General features: G+C 70.5%; 15 protein-coding genes. 6 read left to right on the forward strand and 9 right to left on the reverse strand.

All coding sequences use genetic code 11. The annotated features are described in order from the left end of the window. The first annotated feature begins 61 nt into the window (after positions 1–61). From fabG to VF557_15830, 3 genes are read left to right on the forward strand one after another with little or no spacing between them, the layout of a single operon-like run. A complete protein-coding gene (gene fabG, locus VF557_15820) occupies positions 62–766 on the forward strand; it encodes a 3-oxoacyl-ACP reductase FabG (GenBank protein HEX8081679.1) in 705 nt (234 codons plus the stop codon). A 41-nt stretch (positions 767–807) separates the two neighbouring features. After that, positions 808–1,575 (forward strand): enoyl-ACP reductase FabI, encoded by a 768-nt coding sequence (fabI, locus tag VF557_15825; protein HEX8081680.1) that lies wholly within the window; start codon positions 808–810, stop codon positions 1,573–1,575. A gap of 25 nt (positions 1,576–1,600) precedes the next feature. After that, on the forward strand, positions 1,601–2,710 hold the full coding sequence (locus VF557_15830) for a ferrochelatase (GenBank protein ID HEX8081681.1): 1,110 nt from the start codon (positions 1,601–1,603) through the stop codon (positions 2,708–2,710). On the opposite strand, the gene VF557_15835 is transcribed toward VF557_15830, so the two are convergent. Further along, positions 2,696–3,451, reverse strand: coding sequence for a hypothetical protein (locus tag VF557_15835; protein HEX8081682.1), 756 nt, complete (start codon positions 3,449–3,451; stop codon positions 2,696–2,698). The genes VF557_15830 and VF557_15835 overlap by 15 nt on opposite strands. Before the next feature lie 78 nt (positions 3,452–3,529). Here VF557_15835 and VF557_15840 point away from each other — a divergent pair, with 78 nt between their 5' ends. Then, positions 3,530–4,354: a DUF3097 domain-containing protein gene (locus VF557_15840; GenBank protein HEX8081683.1), complete on the forward strand. Its 825-nt coding sequence runs from the start codon at positions 3,530–3,532 to the stop codon at positions 4,352–4,354. Between the two features lies 1 nt (position 4,355). On the opposite strand, the gene VF557_15845 is transcribed toward VF557_15840, so the two are convergent. The 6 genes from VF557_15845 to VF557_15870 form a co-directional block, all read right to left on the reverse strand. After that, positions 4,356–5,621, reverse strand: a complete 1,266-nt coding sequence (locus VF557_15845; GenBank protein HEX8081684.1) for a GNAT family N-acetyltransferase — start codon at positions 5,619–5,621, stop codon at positions 4,356–4,358. A gap of 116 nt (positions 5,622–5,737) precedes the next feature. Next, entirely contained in the window at positions 5,738–6,634 is an 897-nt protein-coding gene (locus tag VF557_15850; protein HEX8081685.1) for a CPBP family intramembrane glutamic endopeptidase, read from the reverse strand. Beyond that, a complete protein-coding gene (locus VF557_15855) occupies positions 6,635–7,126 on the reverse strand; it encodes a DUF4395 domain-containing protein (GenBank protein ID HEX8081686.1) in 492 nt (163 codons plus the stop codon). A 76-nt stretch (positions 7,127–7,202) separates the two neighbouring features. Further along, a complete protein-coding gene (locus tag VF557_15860; GenBank protein ID HEX8081687.1) occupies positions 7,203–7,829 on the reverse strand; it encodes an MBL fold metallo-hydrolase in 627 nt (208 codons plus the stop codon). 165 nt (positions 7,830–7,994) lie between these two features. After that, positions 7,995–9,092: an S-(hydroxymethyl)mycothiol dehydrogenase gene (locus VF557_15865; GenBank protein HEX8081688.1), complete on the reverse strand. Its 1,098-nt coding sequence runs from the start codon at positions 9,090–9,092 to the stop codon at positions 7,995–7,997. A 77-nt stretch (positions 9,093–9,169) separates the two neighbouring features. Then, a complete protein-coding gene (locus VF557_15870) occupies positions 9,170–10,468 on the reverse strand; it encodes a citrate synthase (protein ID HEX8081689.1) in 1,299 nt (432 codons plus the stop codon). Between the two features lie 93 nt (positions 10,469–10,561). Between VF557_15870 and VF557_15875 the strand changes: the two genes are divergently transcribed. Next, the gene (locus tag VF557_15875; GenBank protein HEX8081690.1) at positions 10,562–11,035 is read left to right on the forward strand and encodes an SRPBCC family protein; all 474 of its coding nucleotides are present in this window, start codon (positions 10,562–10,564) and stop codon (positions 11,033–11,035) included. Between the two features lie 12 nt (positions 11,036–11,047). Further along, positions 11,048–11,521 carry a DUF5709 domain-containing protein gene (locus VF557_15880; protein ID HEX8081691.1) on the forward strand — a complete coding sequence of 158 codons (474 nt, stop codon included), beginning with the start codon at positions 11,048–11,050 and terminating at the stop codon, positions 11,519–11,521. 94 nt (positions 11,522–11,615) lie between these two features. On the opposite strand, the gene VF557_15885 is transcribed toward VF557_15880, so the two are convergent. Beyond that, positions 11,616–12,347 carry a hypothetical protein gene (locus tag VF557_15885; GenBank protein ID HEX8081692.1) on the reverse strand — a complete coding sequence of 244 codons (732 nt, stop codon included), beginning with the start codon at positions 12,345–12,347 and terminating at the stop codon, positions 11,616–11,618. A 254-nt stretch (positions 12,348–12,601) separates the two neighbouring features. After that, entirely contained in the window at positions 12,602–14,113 is a 1,512-nt protein-coding gene (locus VF557_15890) for a M4 family metallopeptidase (GenBank protein ID HEX8081693.1), read from the reverse strand. Positions 14,114–14,140: the final 27 nt, after the last annotated feature.

The following is a 14,140-nucleotide window of genomic DNA, read 5'->3' on the forward strand; positions in this document are numbered from 1 at the left end:
TGCGTCGCGGATGCCCGGACCCTGAGCCGGATCGGCTGAGCCATCGGCTAGCGTGAGCCGAGTGAGTCGATCTGTGCTGGTGACTGGTGGTAACCGCGGAATCGGCCTGGCGATAGCCCGGGCGTTCAGCGAGGCGGGTGACAAGGTCGCGGTGACCCACCGTGGCAGCGGCGCCCCGGACGGGCTGTTCGGAGTGCGCTGCGACGTGACCGACGAGGCGTCGGTGGATGCCGCCTTCAGCGAGGTCGAGGCCGAGTACGGCCCGGTCCAGGTGCTGGTGGCCAACGCCGGCATCACCGACGACAAGCTGTTGATGCGGATGAGCGAGGACTCCTTCAGCCGGGTGCTCGACGCCAACCTGACCGGCGCCTACCGGGTGGCCAAGCGGGCCACCGCCCACATGGTCAAGGCCAAGGGCGGCCGGATGGTGTTCATCTCCTCGGTGGTGGCGCTGACCGGCGCGCCCGGGCAGGCCAACTACGCCGCCAGCAAGGCCGGCCTGATCGGGCTGGCGCGCTCGATCGCCCGCGAGCTGGGCAGCCGCAACATCACCGCCAACGTGGTGGCGCCGGGCTTCATCGAGACCGATATGACAGCGGCGATGACCGAGGCCCGCAAGAGCGAGGTGCTGGCCAGCGTGCCGCTGCGCCGGTACGGGTCGGTGACCGAGGTCGCCGACGTGGTCCAGTTCTTGGCCTCCGAGGCGGCCGGCTACGTCAACGGAGTGGTCCTGCCGGTCGACGGCGGCCTGGGCATGGGCTTCTGAGCGCGATCGGCTCATCACCACCTGAGGAGAGAGTGACTGACATGGGACTTCTGGACGGCAAGCGGCTGCTGATCACCGGCGTCATCACCGAGTCCTCGATCGGCTTCGCGGTCGCCAAGGTGGCGCAGGAGCAGGGCGCCGACGTGGTGCTGACCGGCTTCGGCAGGTTGTCCCTGGTCGAGCGGGTGGCCCGCCGGCTGCCCAAGCCGGCGCCGGTGGTGGAGCTCGACGTCACCTCGCCCGATGACCTGGCGGCCCTGGCCGACCGGGTCCGCGAGCACGTCGACGGCCTGGACGGGGTGCTGCACTCCATCGGCTTCGCCCCGCAGTCCTGCCTCGGCGAGGGTTTCCTGGACGCCCCGTTCGCCGACGTGGCCACCGCGTTCGAGGTGTCGGCCTACAGCTTCAAGTCCCTGGCGGTGGCGGCGCTGCCGCTGTTCGGCCCGTCCGGCGGCTCGATCGTCGGAATGGATTTCGACGCCACGGTAGCCTGGCCCGCCTACAACTGGATGGGGGTGGCCAAGGCCGCCCTGGAGTCCACCTCGCGCTACCTGGCCCGCGAGCTGGGCCCGCGCCGGATCAGGGTCAACCTGGTGGCGGCCGGCCCGGTGCGCACGATGGCGGCCAAGAGCATCCCCGGCTTCGTCGAGTTCGAGCAGGCCTGGGAGGGACGGGCCCCGCTGGGTTGGGACATCGAGGACGCCACCCCGGTCGCGATGAGCTGCGCTGCCCTGCTGTCGGACTGGTTCCCCGCCACCACCGGCGAGATGATCCACGTCGACGGCGGTTTTCACGCGATGGGCGTCTGAGCCGGCACCGACTAGCTTGCTAAGGGTGACCGAAGCACCCGTCGACTCGTTCCTGCTGCTGTCCTTCGGCGGCCCGCAGGGGCCCGATGAGGTGATGCCGTTCCTGCGCAACGTGACCGCGGGGCGCGGGGTGCCCGACGAGCGGTTGGCAGCGGTCGCCGAGCACTACCAGCACTTCGGCGGCGTCTCGCCCATCACGGCGCAGAACCAGGCGCTGCTGGCGGCGCTGGGCGCGGAGTTCGGCCGCCGCGGCATCGACCTGCCGCTGTACTTCGGCAACCGCAACTGGCGCCCCTTCCTCGCTGACACCGTCCGGCAGCTGGCAGCCGATGGCCGCCGGCACGCGCTGGTGCTGGCCACCAGCGCCACCGGCTCGTACTCCGGTTGCCGGCAGTACCGCGAGGACCTGGCGCGCGCCGCCGCTGAGCTGACCGGGCCTGAGCTGGCTGAGCGCGCGCTGGCCGGGCCTGAGCGGGCCGGCCTCCCGCCGGACGGCGGCGCTGCCCGGTTCACCAAGCTGCGGCACTACTTCGACCATCCAGGTTTCATCGCCGCCAACGCCGCGGCCGTCCGCGCCGCGCTGGCAGCGCTGCCACCGCAGGCACGCGAGGTCGCCCGGCTGGTGTTCACCGCGCATTCGATCCCGGTGTCGATGAACGACAGCGCCGGGCCCGAGGGCGGGCTCTACCTGGCCCAGCACCGCGAGACCGCCCGGCTGGTGGCCGAGGCGGTCCGCGGGCCCGGCGCCGCCTTCGATCTGGTGTGGCAGTCCCGATCCGGGCCGCCGCAGGTGCCGTGGCTGGAGCCGGACGTCAACGACCAGCTGCGGGTGCTGGCGGCCGCGGGGGTGCGGGCCGTGGTGGTGGCGCCCACCGGCTTCGTCTCCGACCACCTCGAGGTGCTCTGGGATCTGGACAACGAGGCCCGGGGCACCGCCGACGAGCTGGGACTGGAGTTCGTCCGGGCCAGCACGGCCGGCACCGACCCGGCGTTCGTGGCAGGGCTGACCGACCTGGTGGAGGAGCAACTGACCGGCCGCTCGCCGGCCTACCTGGGCGAGCTGGGGCTGTGCGGGCAGAACTGCCCCGCCGGCTGCTGCCCGGCGCCGGCCCGGCGTGGCTCAGGGGCCGGCTGAGACCTCGGCCGCCGCGTTGTAGCCGGCCAGCAGCGCCCGGCGGACCGTCAGCCGCAACGGGGCCAGCGCCAGGTCACGCTCGGCCATGGCCGTGGCGGTGAGCTGGGCGGTGTCGTCGGAGTCCACCACGACCAGCACCGCAGACAGCCGCTCGGCCTGGGCGATCAGCCGGACCGCCCGGGGCGGGTGGCTGGACGGCAGGTGCAGCCGCTCACCGGCCCGCCTGGCGTCCGAGAGCGCCGGTGCGATGTCGGTCAGCCAGCTGGTGACACCGCGGCGGGCGAACAGCGAGGCCGTCTCGCGGATCGACTCGGTCAGCTCGTGCTCGGCGTCGGCCATGCTGACCGGGTCCGGCGGCAGCTCGCTGACCTCGGCCCGGTGCCAGATCAGCTCGCGGCCGGCGCTGCTGGGGGTGTCGCGGCCCGCCAGCACGGTGAGCCCGAAGTCCCTGCCGTAGACCGCCTCACCGGCCGCCAGCGCGGTGGTCCGGAACGGCGCCGGGCCGGCCAGCCCGCGGACGTCACCAGGCACCGGCAGGGCCAGCGTCAGGACCGACGTGCCGGCCCGCTTCCACTCGGCCAGCGCCGCGCCGACCGGGTTCGGGCCGGGCCCGAAGCCCGGGCCGCCGACATGGCGGCCGGAGCCGGTGACAGCGTCGAGGACGTCGTCGAACGCTGCGACTCCGGCCAGCCAGGCAGAGCCCCAGGCGGCGAGCTGGGCACATCGGCGTTCGTTGGACACAGCTGCCTACGGTACCTAACGGTGGTGACAGGCGTGGGCTTCCCCGCTGCTGCCGTCGCAGATCCTAAGCTGCTCGGCGTGTACCCCGACGACGTCCTGGCTTCGAGCTCCACCCGTGGACGTAAGGCTGTTCGGCAGGTCCCGGCCGAGCCGGAGCTGGCGGTGGAGACGCTGGACGGCTACTGCGGCGCGGTGGTCGCGCTGGGCCGGACGGTGGTGGCCGGCGAGCAACGCGACACCGTCACCCTGGCCGACCGCTCCGACCGGCGCCGGGAGTTTCCGATGCTGCCGGCCAGCTTCCTGCTCGAGGGCGAGCTGGTGACGCTGGTCCGGCCGACGCCGGCAGCGACCGGCCCGGCCCGGCCGGGTCGCACCGCGTCCGGTTCGGTCGCCGTGGCCGGGGTCAGGGCGCAGGTGGCCAAGGCCAGCCGGATCTGGGTCGAGGGGGTGCACGACGCGGCCCTGGTAGAGCGGATCTGGGGTGAGGACCTGCGGATCGAGGGGATCGTGGTGCAGCCGCTGGGCGGCATCGACGACCTGGCCGAGCAGGTCCGGCAGTTCCAGCCGGGCCCCGGCCGGCGGCTCGGGGTGCTGGTGGACCACCTGGTGCCCGGCTCGAAGGAGACCCGGATCGCCGCCGGCGTCACCTCACCGCACGTGCTGATCAACGGCCACCCCTACGTCGACATCTGGCAGGCGGTCAAGCCCACCGCGCTCGGCATCAAGGCCTGGCCGGTGGTCGGCCGCGAGGTCGAGTGGAAGGACGGCATCGCCGCCGCGCTGGGGGTCTCGGACACCCGCGAGATGTGGCGGCGGGTGCTGGCCTCGGTGAACAGCTTCGCTGACGTCGAGGTGCCGTTGCTGCGCTCGGTCGAGGAGCTGATCGACTTCGTGACCGGCTGACTCAGAACGGGGTGGCGTTCCAGGGCTGCTGCGCGGTCCAGAACATCGACTCCAACCGGGCGGCCGCCCCGGGCGTCTCCTCGTCGACCAGGCCGGCCAACTGCTGGGCGGCCACCGTGACGCCGCCGAGGTAGATGCCGGCCAGCGCCCGCTGTGACAGCCGCAGGTCCGCGGTGGCCGCCGGGGTGGCCCGGCACTCGGCGTGCGTCGGGCCGCCGTCCAGGGTGAACCGGCCGGCCGCCCAGCCGCCGTCACGGTCCACCACCTCCAGCACCAGCCGATCGGTGCTGGCGTAGCGGCGTGCCGACAGCGCCGCCGGGACGTCCAGCAGCCGCAGCCACTCGTTGTCGCCGACCCAGGTGCGCTGCGCGGCCCGGCCGTCGGAGAGCAGCCACTCCAGCGGCTCGTCCACGGCGTAGCCGTTCAGCTGCAGCACCCGGACCAGGTCGAGGTTGAGCAGGTAGTGCCACAACGCCCGGTAGGCGTCGTCGGTGGCGGCCAGCACCTCGTCGACGGTGGCCTGCGCCTGGTCCTCCGGGTGCAGGAACCAGTCGCCGTCATTGGCCCGCCACATGGCGTAGCCGTCCACCCTGCCTTCGGCGTTGCGGGCCACCACGCACACCGGCTCGTGAGCGCCTGGTGGACGCAGGCCGTTCAGGCCCAGCCGGCGCTGCCAGTCGACGGCGGCCCGGTCGATCTGGCCGGCGCGCCGCCGCCGCGCCCGGCGGTGGACGTCACTGGCGGGCCCGGGCAGCTGGTCCAGTTCGATGCCGATCAGCTGGTGGGCGGTCTCGGGCGGCCGGATCTGCGGCCGGCGCACCGACAGGATCCGGTAGTTGGCGCCCATCACGGCCGGCCAGTACCCGAACCGGCCGTAGATCTGCCATTCGGCGGCCTTGAGCAGGCTGGCCACCTCGCCCCGGTCCTTGGCGTCCTGCAGCGACCGGGTCAGCATCCCGGTGAGCAGCCCCTGGCGCCGGTGGGTGCCGGCGACCGTCACCTGGGTGAGCGCGTCGATCGGCAGCTCGGCGTGCTCGGCAGTCCCGGACGGGATCGTCATGGTGGTGGGAAACGTCCGCAGGGTGGCCACGCAGCGACCTTCGACGTAGCCGCCGAACGTCCGCTCCGGATTCCACACCTGCTGCCACCAGGGCAGCGACTGGCCACCGCCAGCAGCGGGGTTGACCAGCAGGGTGGTGCGCATGGCTCGCAACCACGGGGTGATCTCGTCCTGCTGGACGTTCCGGATCTCGGGTTTCGACATCATGTCCCGACCCTGTCACAGGCCTTCGCCGCCGGTCGTGCGATTCAGGCCAGTCGCGCGCCGTGTCTGCCAGAGCCGCCCGGGATCTCAGCCAGCCGAGCCTCAGAGCCAGTTGAGCCTCAGAGCCAGCTGAGCCGGTCGTGCAGCGCGGCGTAACCGACGAAGCTCACGATGTCGATCACGCTGTGCGCGATGACCAGCGGCAGCACCCGCTTGGTCCGGGTGAACCACCAGCCGAACAGCAGCCCCATGATCAGGTTGCCGACGAAGCCGCCGAGGCCCTGATAGGTGTGGTAGCTGGCCCGGATGAGGGCGCTGACCAGGATTGCCCAGCCGGCCGTCCAGTTCATCGCCCGCAGCCGGGTGAGCAGGTAGCCGACGATCACGATCTCTTCGAGCACGCCGTTCTTGATGGCCTCCAGGATCAGCACCGGGTAGCGGTACCAGATCTCGGCCAGGCCGGAGGCTTGCAGCTCGGCGTTGAGCCCGAAGTGCCGGGCCAGGATCAGCAACCCCAGGCCGGGTAGCCCGATCAGCGCGGCGATTCCCAGACCCTGCAAGGTTTCGCGGGGGAGCCGCAGCCGGTCCAGGCCGATCCCGAAGCCGGCCAGGCCCGGCACCCGGCTCAGCAGCAGCAGCGCCAGCAGCGCCGGAATGATGCCGTTGAGCAGCCCGAGCAGCTGATAGGACAGGTCGACCCAGGCTCGCGGGCTCTCGGCCGGGTTGAGCGTGGCGGTGGCGCCGCGAAAGCCGCCCCGGGTCTGGATGTCGAGGAAGTTGACCCAGGAGTAGAGGGCCGAGATGCCCAGCGACACCCCGAGCACCAGCAGCACCTCGAGGCCCAGCCGGTCCACGCGCCTGGCCGGGCCCGTCCCGGCAGCCGACGTGCCCGTACCGGCAGCCGACGTGCCCGTATCGGCAGCCGAGGCGCTCGATTGGGCAGTCGTGCCTGAACCGGCGGCAGGGATCGGCTCGGGTCCGAGGTCGGCTCCGGGTACCGGCGAGGCGGAGGTCACCTAACCATTCTGGCCGTAACGCAGGCCGACGTCGCCACAGGCCTGGCAGACCTCGGCAGGGATGACACCGGCGCGCATCAGTTGGCCGAACACCACGCAGCCCAGGCAGAGCGCGAACACCGACTCCAGCAGCGCGGCGAGCGCGATCGCGGCCAGCAGCACCCGGGCCGACCCGGTAGCGCCGAAGCCGAGGTGCGCGAGCGCGGCGGCCGTGCTGAGGGTGGCGCCGATGGCTTGGGCGAACCGCTTCGGCGGTCCGGGCACCAGCTTCGGCGCTCCCAGCTTCGGCGCGACCAGCCGGGTCGCCAGCAGCCCCAACGGGCTGTATCGGGGGCCGGAGGCCACCCGCAGCGCGAAGCCGACCGCGATCGGCAGTGCCAGCCAGGTCAGGCCGGGAAGCAGGGCCAGCAGGCACAGCACCACAACGCCGGCGGCGACCACCCGGGCCGCTTTCTCGTTCACCGGGTTGGGAAAGCTGAGCAGCGCTGTCATCGGCTAAGGATAACCAGCCGATCCGACATTTCCGACCAAAAGTCGCAGGTGGGGACCAACAGCTGAACCGGGGCTGTCAGTGGCCGCGGGCGATCCACTCCTCCAGCTGCGGCGCCTCTTCACCGATCGTGGTCGAGTCGCCGTGGCCGGTGCGCACCACGGTGTCGGCCGGCAGGGTGAAAAGCTCGGAGCGGATGGTGTCCAGCAGCGTGCCGAAGTTGGAGTAGGACCGTCCGGTGGCGCCGGGGCCGCCCTTGAACAGCGTGTCGCCGCTGAACACCGTTCCCAGCTCGGCGGCGTAGTAGCAGACCCCGCCCGGCGAGTGCCCGGGGGTGTGCCGCGCCTCGATGGTGACACCGGCGGCCTGCACCTGCTCGCCGTGAGACAGCGGCACGAACTCGAAGTCCGGATAGAGCTGGCGCCACAGCATCTCATCGGCCGGATGCAACCGGACCGGAGCCCCGGTGGCCACGTGCAACTGCCGGGCGGCCGTCACGTGATCGTCGTGGGCGTGGGTGCACAGGATGGCGGTCAGCTGCCGGCCGTGGATCAGCTCCAGGATCGGCGACAGCTGATGCGGAGCGTCGATGACGACGCACTCGGTGTCATTGCCCACCAGCCAGACGTTGTTGTCCACCTCCCAGCTGCCGCCGTCGAGGTTGAACGTCCCCGAGGTGGTGGTGTGCTCGATGCGAGCGCTCATCGGTAGTCTCCGCTCTTCGCGCTAGCGCTCATCGCCAGCTGAGGTCCGCTCCTCGGCGCTGCGCGCCTGCGATGCTCCCTCATCCGTTGTCTCCGCTCTTCGCGCTAGCGCTCATCGCCGGCTGAGGTCCGCTCCTCGGCGCTGCGCGCCTGCGATGCTCCCTCATCAGGCCTCCTCGTCGAAGACGACCACCGAACGCAGCACGTCGCCGTTGTGCATCTTGGTGAACGCCGCCTCGATGTCGCCGATGCCGATGGTCTCGGTGACGAACCTGTCCAGCGGCAGGCGCCCTTGCAGGTAAAGCTCGATCAGCATCGGAAAGTCGCGCGAGGGCAGGCAGTCGCCGTACCAGGAGGACTTCAACGCGCCACCGCGGCTGAAGACGTTGAGCAGTCCCAACTCGATCTTGGCCTGGGGTTCCGGAACGCCGACCAGCACCACCGTGCCGGCCAGGTCGCGGGCCAGGAATGCCTGCTTGTAGGTCTTGGGCGTGCCGACCGCGTCCACCACCACGTCGGCGCCGAAACCGCCGGTCGCCTCCCGGATCGCCTCCACCGGATGGGTGGTCGTGGAGTTGATCACGTGGGTGGCGCCGAATTCGCGGGCGGCCACCAGCTTTCGCTCGTCGATGTCGACGCCGATGATGGTCGTCGCGCCGGCCAGTCGCGCCCCGGCGATCGCCGCCATTCCCACCCCGCCACAGCCGATCACGGCGATCGAGTCACCCCGGCCGACCCCGCCGGTGTTGATCGCCGCGCCCAGGCCGGCCATCACGCCGCAGCCGAGCAGGCCGGCCACCGTGGCCGAGGCCTGCGGATCGACCTTGGTGCACTGACCGGCGGCGACCAGCGTCTTGTCGGCGAACGCGCCGATGCCCAGCGCCGCCGAGAGCTCCGTGCCGTCTTCCAGGGTCATCTTCTGGGTGGCGTTGTGGGTGTTGAAGCAGTACTGCGGCCGACCCCGGCTGCAGGCCCGGCACTGGCCGCAGACCGCCCGCCAGTTCAGGATCACGAAGTCGCCGGGGGCCACCTCGGTGACGCCCGCGCCGACGCTCTCGACGACGCCGGCGGCCTCATGCCCCAGCAGGAACGGAAAGTCGGCGCTGATGCCACCGTTGCGGTAGTGCAGGTCGGTATGGCAGACCCCGCAGGCGCCGATCTTGACCACGGCTTCGCCCGGACCGGGATCCGGGACGTTGATCGTGACCAGTTCGACCGGCTGGTCCTTGCTGCGGGCGATGACGGCGCGGACTTGTTGGCTCATGCCTACTGTTTACCGGACACCGGCGCGCGACCGCATCACGGGCAGTGCTACGCAGGCAGCGCTATGCGCGGGCAGTGCTACGCGCCGGGGTAGTGGCGGCTGGTGGGTCCGGTGTAGAGCTGGCGCGGCCGGCCGATCTTGGTGTGCGGGTCGTTGATCATCTCGTGCCACTGGGCGATCCAGCCCGGCAGCCGTCCGATCGCGAACAGCACCGTGAACATCTTGGTCGGAAAGCCCATCGCCCGGTACAGCAGGCCGGTGTAGAAGTCGACGTTCGGGTACAGCTTGCGACTGACGAAGTAGTCATCGGCCAGCGCGTAGCCCTCCAGCTCCATCGCGATGTCGAGCAGGTCATCGCGCTTGCCCAGGGCGGACAGCACCTCGTCGGCGGTCTTCTTGATGATCGTGGCGCGGGGGTCGTAGTTCTTGTAGACCCGGTGCCCGAAGCCCATCAGCTTCACGCCGTCTTCCTTGTTCTTCACCCGCTCGACGAACCGCTTGACGTCGCCGCCGTCCTGGCGGATCGCCTGCAGCATGTCGAGCACCGCGCTGTTGGCGCCGCCGTGCAGCGGGCCGAACAGCGCGTTGATGCCGGCCGAGACCGAGGCGAACAGGTTGGCGTTGGACGAGCCGACCAGCCGGACCGTCGAGGTCGAGCAGTTCTGCTCGTGGTCGGCGTGCAGGATGAACAGCAGGTCCAGGGCACGGACCACCGCGGGGTCGGCCTGGTAGGGCTCGGCCGGAAAGCCGAAGGTCATCCGCAGGAAGTTCTCGACCAGGCCCAGCGAGTTGTCGGGGTAGAGGAACGGCTGCCCGACCGATTTCTTGTAGGCGTAGGCCGCGATGGTGGGCAGCTTGGCCAGCAGCCGGATGGTGGACAGGTCCACCTGCTCGGGATTGAACGGGTCCAGGGAGTCCTGGTAGAAGGTCGACAGCGCCGACACCGCCGAGGACAGCACCGGCATCGGATGTGCGTCGCGGGGGAAGCCGTCGAAGAACCGCTTGAGGTCCTCGTGCAGCAGGGTGTGCCGGTTCAACCGGGAGGTGAAGGCGTTCAGCTCGTCGGGCGAGGGCAGCTCACCGTAGATCAGCAGGTAGGTGACCTCGGCGAAGGTGGACTTCTCGGCCAACTCGTCGATCGGGTAACCGCGGTAGCGCAGGATTCCCGCGTCGCCGTCGATATAGGTGATCTTGGACGCGCACGAGGCGGTGTTGGCGAAACCTGGGTCATAGGTCACCAGCCCGGTGCGCGAGAGCAGCTTGCTCACGTTCACGCCGGCCGAGCCCTCGCTCGACGGCTCGATCGGCAATTCCAGGTTCTCGTCGCTGCCGGTGCGCAGCACCGCGACATCGGCGCTCGTGACGGTCTCGGTCATGTCAGACTCCCTTGTCCTGGTGTGCCTAAACCCTACTTCGCGTGCCATCACGAGCCCGAACCGCCAACCCGAGACCGGCCATAGGATCGAGGAATGGCCCGAATCCGAACCGAGCTGACGATCGACGCCCCGGCCCAGGAGGTCTGGGCGCTGGTCACCGACTGGCCGGCGCAGAGCCGCTGGATCCCGCTGACCACCGTCGCCCTGGATCGGCACAGCCCGGCCGGCTCGGGCCTCGGCGTCCGGTTCACCGGCCGCAGCCAGCTCGGACCGATCGGTTTCGACGACCCGATGGAGGTCACCGAGTGGCAGCCGGTGACCGAGGGGGCACCTGGCCACTGCCGGATTCGCAAACTCGGGCCCTGGTTGACCGGCGGGGCCGAGATCGACGTCCGGCCAGCGGGCGCCGGCACCCTGGTGACCTGGTCGGAGGACGTCCGGCTGCGCTGGATGCCCCGCTTCGCCGACCGGCTGCTGGGCCCGGTGATCGGGGCGCTCGGTTCGGCGCTGTTCGGCCGCACCTTGCGCAAGATGGCCGCCGAACTCGCACGATCGCGTCCGGAGTGATGTAGTGAAGTCATGACCGAAACCGATGACACCGCCTTCGGCGACGACGTCTACGCCGCGGGCGACGATGACGCCGAGTACCTGGACCAGGCCGAGACGCTGACCGGCGAGGGCGCCGAACTCGACGAGCCGCTGGACACCAGCTACTCACCGCCCGACAACAGCCCGGTCGCCACCCGGTTCGGCAACACCGCGGCCGAGCAGGCCGAGGGCGAGAGCCTGGACCAGCGGCTGGCGCAGGAGATCCCCGACATCACCCCGGACGACATCACCGAAGAGGCTGCCCCCCGCGCCGGCCGGCTGATTGCCCCGGACGAGGGCGTCCACGAGCTCACCGAAGCCCCGGTCGCGTTCGACGCGGGCAAGGCCGGTAGCGCCGCCAGCGCCGAAGAGGCTGCCATGCACATCGTGGACGAGGACGAGCTGAACCAGCAGGCCAGCAACGAGGACGACCTGACCGCGGACCCGGTGGACGAGTTCCGCTGAGGCGGGTACGCGCCTGAGCTGCTCTGAGAGTCAGGAGTTCTGGGCTAGGGCAGCGCCAGGTGCTGCTGCTGCCCTAACCCAGGGCAGAGGCAGGCTAGGCCTGGTGCTCGTGGCCGCCGCCACCGCCACCGCCGCCCTCGGCGGGGCCGATGTCCTCCTCGCCGCCGGGGTAGACGAACGAGTCGCGCGGGGCGTAGAAGGACGAGCCCGTCACCACATTCAGCGGCGAGGCCGGACGCAGCGCGTACACCGGGTGGTCGGCGTCCAGGAACTCGATGGACTGCACCTCGAACGAGCTCACGAGCTCTCCGATGTAGGGGTAGTTCCCGGCGATCAGCCGGTTGCCCACCCGGGTCACGTAGCGCAGGTGCCCGCCCAGGACGATGTCCGCGGTGTCGCCCACCTGCGCCCGGGTGCGGATGATCGGCCGCCCGTCCACTGACGTGGTCGCCGTCGCGATGCCGCCCTCCACCTCCAGGGTGGTCGAGCCCGAGGCCGCCGGGACGCCCCGCTCAGCCGCGTACTCCCGCATCACCTCTGAGGAGTTGAAGTAGTGGGTGAAGAAGCGCGCCGGCGTCACTCCGTCCGGCGCGAACAGGTCCAGCAGGTCCAGCCCCAGGTAGGTGAGCGAGTACGCCCCGAAGCCTGTCGTCTGCTCCGCCGAGTCCACCACGTACTGGTTCATGTACACGGCGCGGTTCGCCGCCGGATCCAGGGCCCGTGGCAGGAGCTGCGCGCACGCTTGCAGGTCCTCGGGTATCCAACTGGTATAGAGCATCCGGCTGTTCAGAACGAGCTGGGGTGCGGCGAGATTGCTGGTTGCCACGGCGGTGTCCTTTCCGAATCTGCAACCTGTGGAAGGGTTCGGCTAACCCGTCCCGACATACTGTCGCTCCCGCCGGTCGCCCCGCAAGCGGTCGCAAGTGGGCGCAACTGGTCGCCACCGGGCGGACCTCATGACGAACCGGGCGGCAAGCCATCGCTGGCTTGCCGCCCGGTCGCGACTCAGGTCATGCGCCGAGGGTCAGGAGTTGATGATCAGGTGAGACTCCCGCTCGGGTTACTCGGGTCGTCCACTGCTCACGGGCAGGTCGGCTCCCCGGTCTGCGCCCCCAGGCTGACGGCGTTCCAGGCCGCCTTGATGACGTTGAAGTTGGTGCAGTTGCCGGGGGTGAGGCTCTTGGCGGCGTTCAGGGTGGCGATGCGGTACTTGGCGTAGGTCATCCGGGAGGTCTTCTGCAGCATGGCGTTGTAGAAGATCTTGCCGACCGTCTGGATGCCGATGCCGGTGATGGTGGAGCCGTTGCAGGTGGAGCTGGCCGGCTGGCCGTTGGTCGGGTTGCTGCCCTCGGAGGCCAGGTAGAACCAGTGGTTACCGGGACCAGCCGCCGCGTGCGTCTCCATGCGGTCAACCGACTTGGAGTAGCAGTTCGGGTCGCCAGCGGCCGCCGGGTTGTACATGTTGCGGATCGGGCCGCTGCCCACCAGGTTGACCTCTTCGCCGATCAGGTAGTCCGGCTCGTCGTAGGTGGCGGACTGGTTGGCGTAGAACTCGGTCAGCGTGCCGAGGACGTCGCCGGTGAACTCGGCGACCGCGGAGGAGCCGATGCCGCCGGGGGTGTTGGCGTCGAGGCCGTGCCCGAACTCGTGACCGACCACGTCCATCGAGGAGATCCACTCACCGGCCTGGTTGTGGCCGATCGTGACCGAGGAGCCGTTCCAGTAGGCGTTGAGGTCATTGAGGCCCACGTAGATCGGGAAGCCGCCGCCGGAGCCGTTGATGCCGTTACGGCCGAGCCAGCTGGCCAGCATGCTCCACTGGGTCTTGAGGCCGTAGAGGCTGTCCACGCAGCCGGTCTCGACGTTGCTGCCGACGCCGTTGCCCCACACGTCATCGCTGCCCGAGAGCACCGCCCGAGAGGTGTAGTCGCGGCAGGAGACGTTCGAGCGGATCGGGTCGGTCATCGTCCAGGTGGTGGTGGTGGGGTGGCTGGTGTCGATCGCCAGCGGGCTCGGGCCGTTGTAACGCCCGGTGCCGGTTCCCTCGTGCACCTCGTCGAAGGAGTGCAACAGCGCGCCGGTCCTGGCGTCGGTGAACACGTGCAGCTTGCTGGGCTGGGCGCTGGAGCGGCTGGAGACCACGGTCTCGTAGGCCAACCGCGGCGTGCCGTAGGCGAGCACGACCTGCCGGGTGCCGGCGACCTTCTCGACGGTCTTGTACTTGGCATGGGCCCGGGCGGCGGCCGCGGCCTGGGCCGGGTTGCGGGTGGCGGTGGTGGCCACGTTGATCGTCTGCTCCTGGGCCACCGAGGTGGACAGCACCTTGCCGGTGGCGTCGGTGACCACCACGAAGTCGCCGCCGACTACCGGCAGGCCCTTGTAGGTGCGGTTATAGGGGACGTACTGCAGGCCCTCCGGCGTGGAGATCACCTTCGAGGCGATGAACGCGTCATGGTTGCTGATGTGCAGGGCGGCTGCCCTGGACGCGACCAGGGCGGCGGCCGATTGCGCGGCCAGCGCGCTGGGTGAGGCCTTGGGGCTGGGCGCGGCGGTAGCCGAGCCGGTGGTAAGTGCGATGCCGGTGACGGCCATGGCCGCCAAACCCGTGAGGGCGGCAAT

The sequence above is a fragment of the Jatrophihabitans sp. genome (assembly GCA_036389035.1).
Lineage (GTDB): Bacteria > Actinomycetota > Actinomycetes > Mycobacteriales > Jatrophihabitantaceae > Jatrophihabitans_A.

Coding starts and splice junctions, on each gene's coding strand:
- fabI (HEX8081680.1), top strand. CDS start 808: ATGGGACTTCTGGACGGCAAGCGGCTGCTGATCACCGGCGTCATCACC.
- VF557_15845 (HEX8081684.1), bottom strand. CDS start 5,621: ATGATGTCGAAACCCGAGATCCGGAACGTCCAGCAGGACGAGATCACC.
- VF557_15855 (HEX8081686.1), bottom strand. CDS start 7,126: ATGACAGCGCTGCTCAGCTTTCCCAACCCGGTGAACGAGAAAGCGGCC.
- VF557_15860 (HEX8081687.1), bottom strand. CDS start 7,829: ATGAGCGCTCGCATCGAGCACACCACCACCTCGGGGACGTTCAACCTC.
- VF557_15865 (HEX8081688.1), bottom strand. CDS start 9,092: ATGAGCCAACAAGTCCGCGCCGTCATCGCCCGCAGCAAGGACCAGCCG.
- VF557_15870 (HEX8081689.1), bottom strand. CDS start 10,468: ATGACCGAGACCGTCACGAGCGCCGATGTCGCGGTGCTGCGCACCGGC.
- VF557_15875 (HEX8081690.1), top strand. CDS start 10,562: ATGGCCCGAATCCGAACCGAGCTGACGATCGACGCCCCGGCCCAGGAG.
- VF557_15880 (HEX8081691.1), top strand. CDS start 11,048: ATGACCGAAACCGATGACACCGCCTTCGGCGACGACGTCTACGCCGCG.
- VF557_15890 (HEX8081693.1), bottom strand. CDS start 14,113: ATGGCCGTCACCGGCATCGCACTTACCACCGGCTCGGCTACCGCCGCG.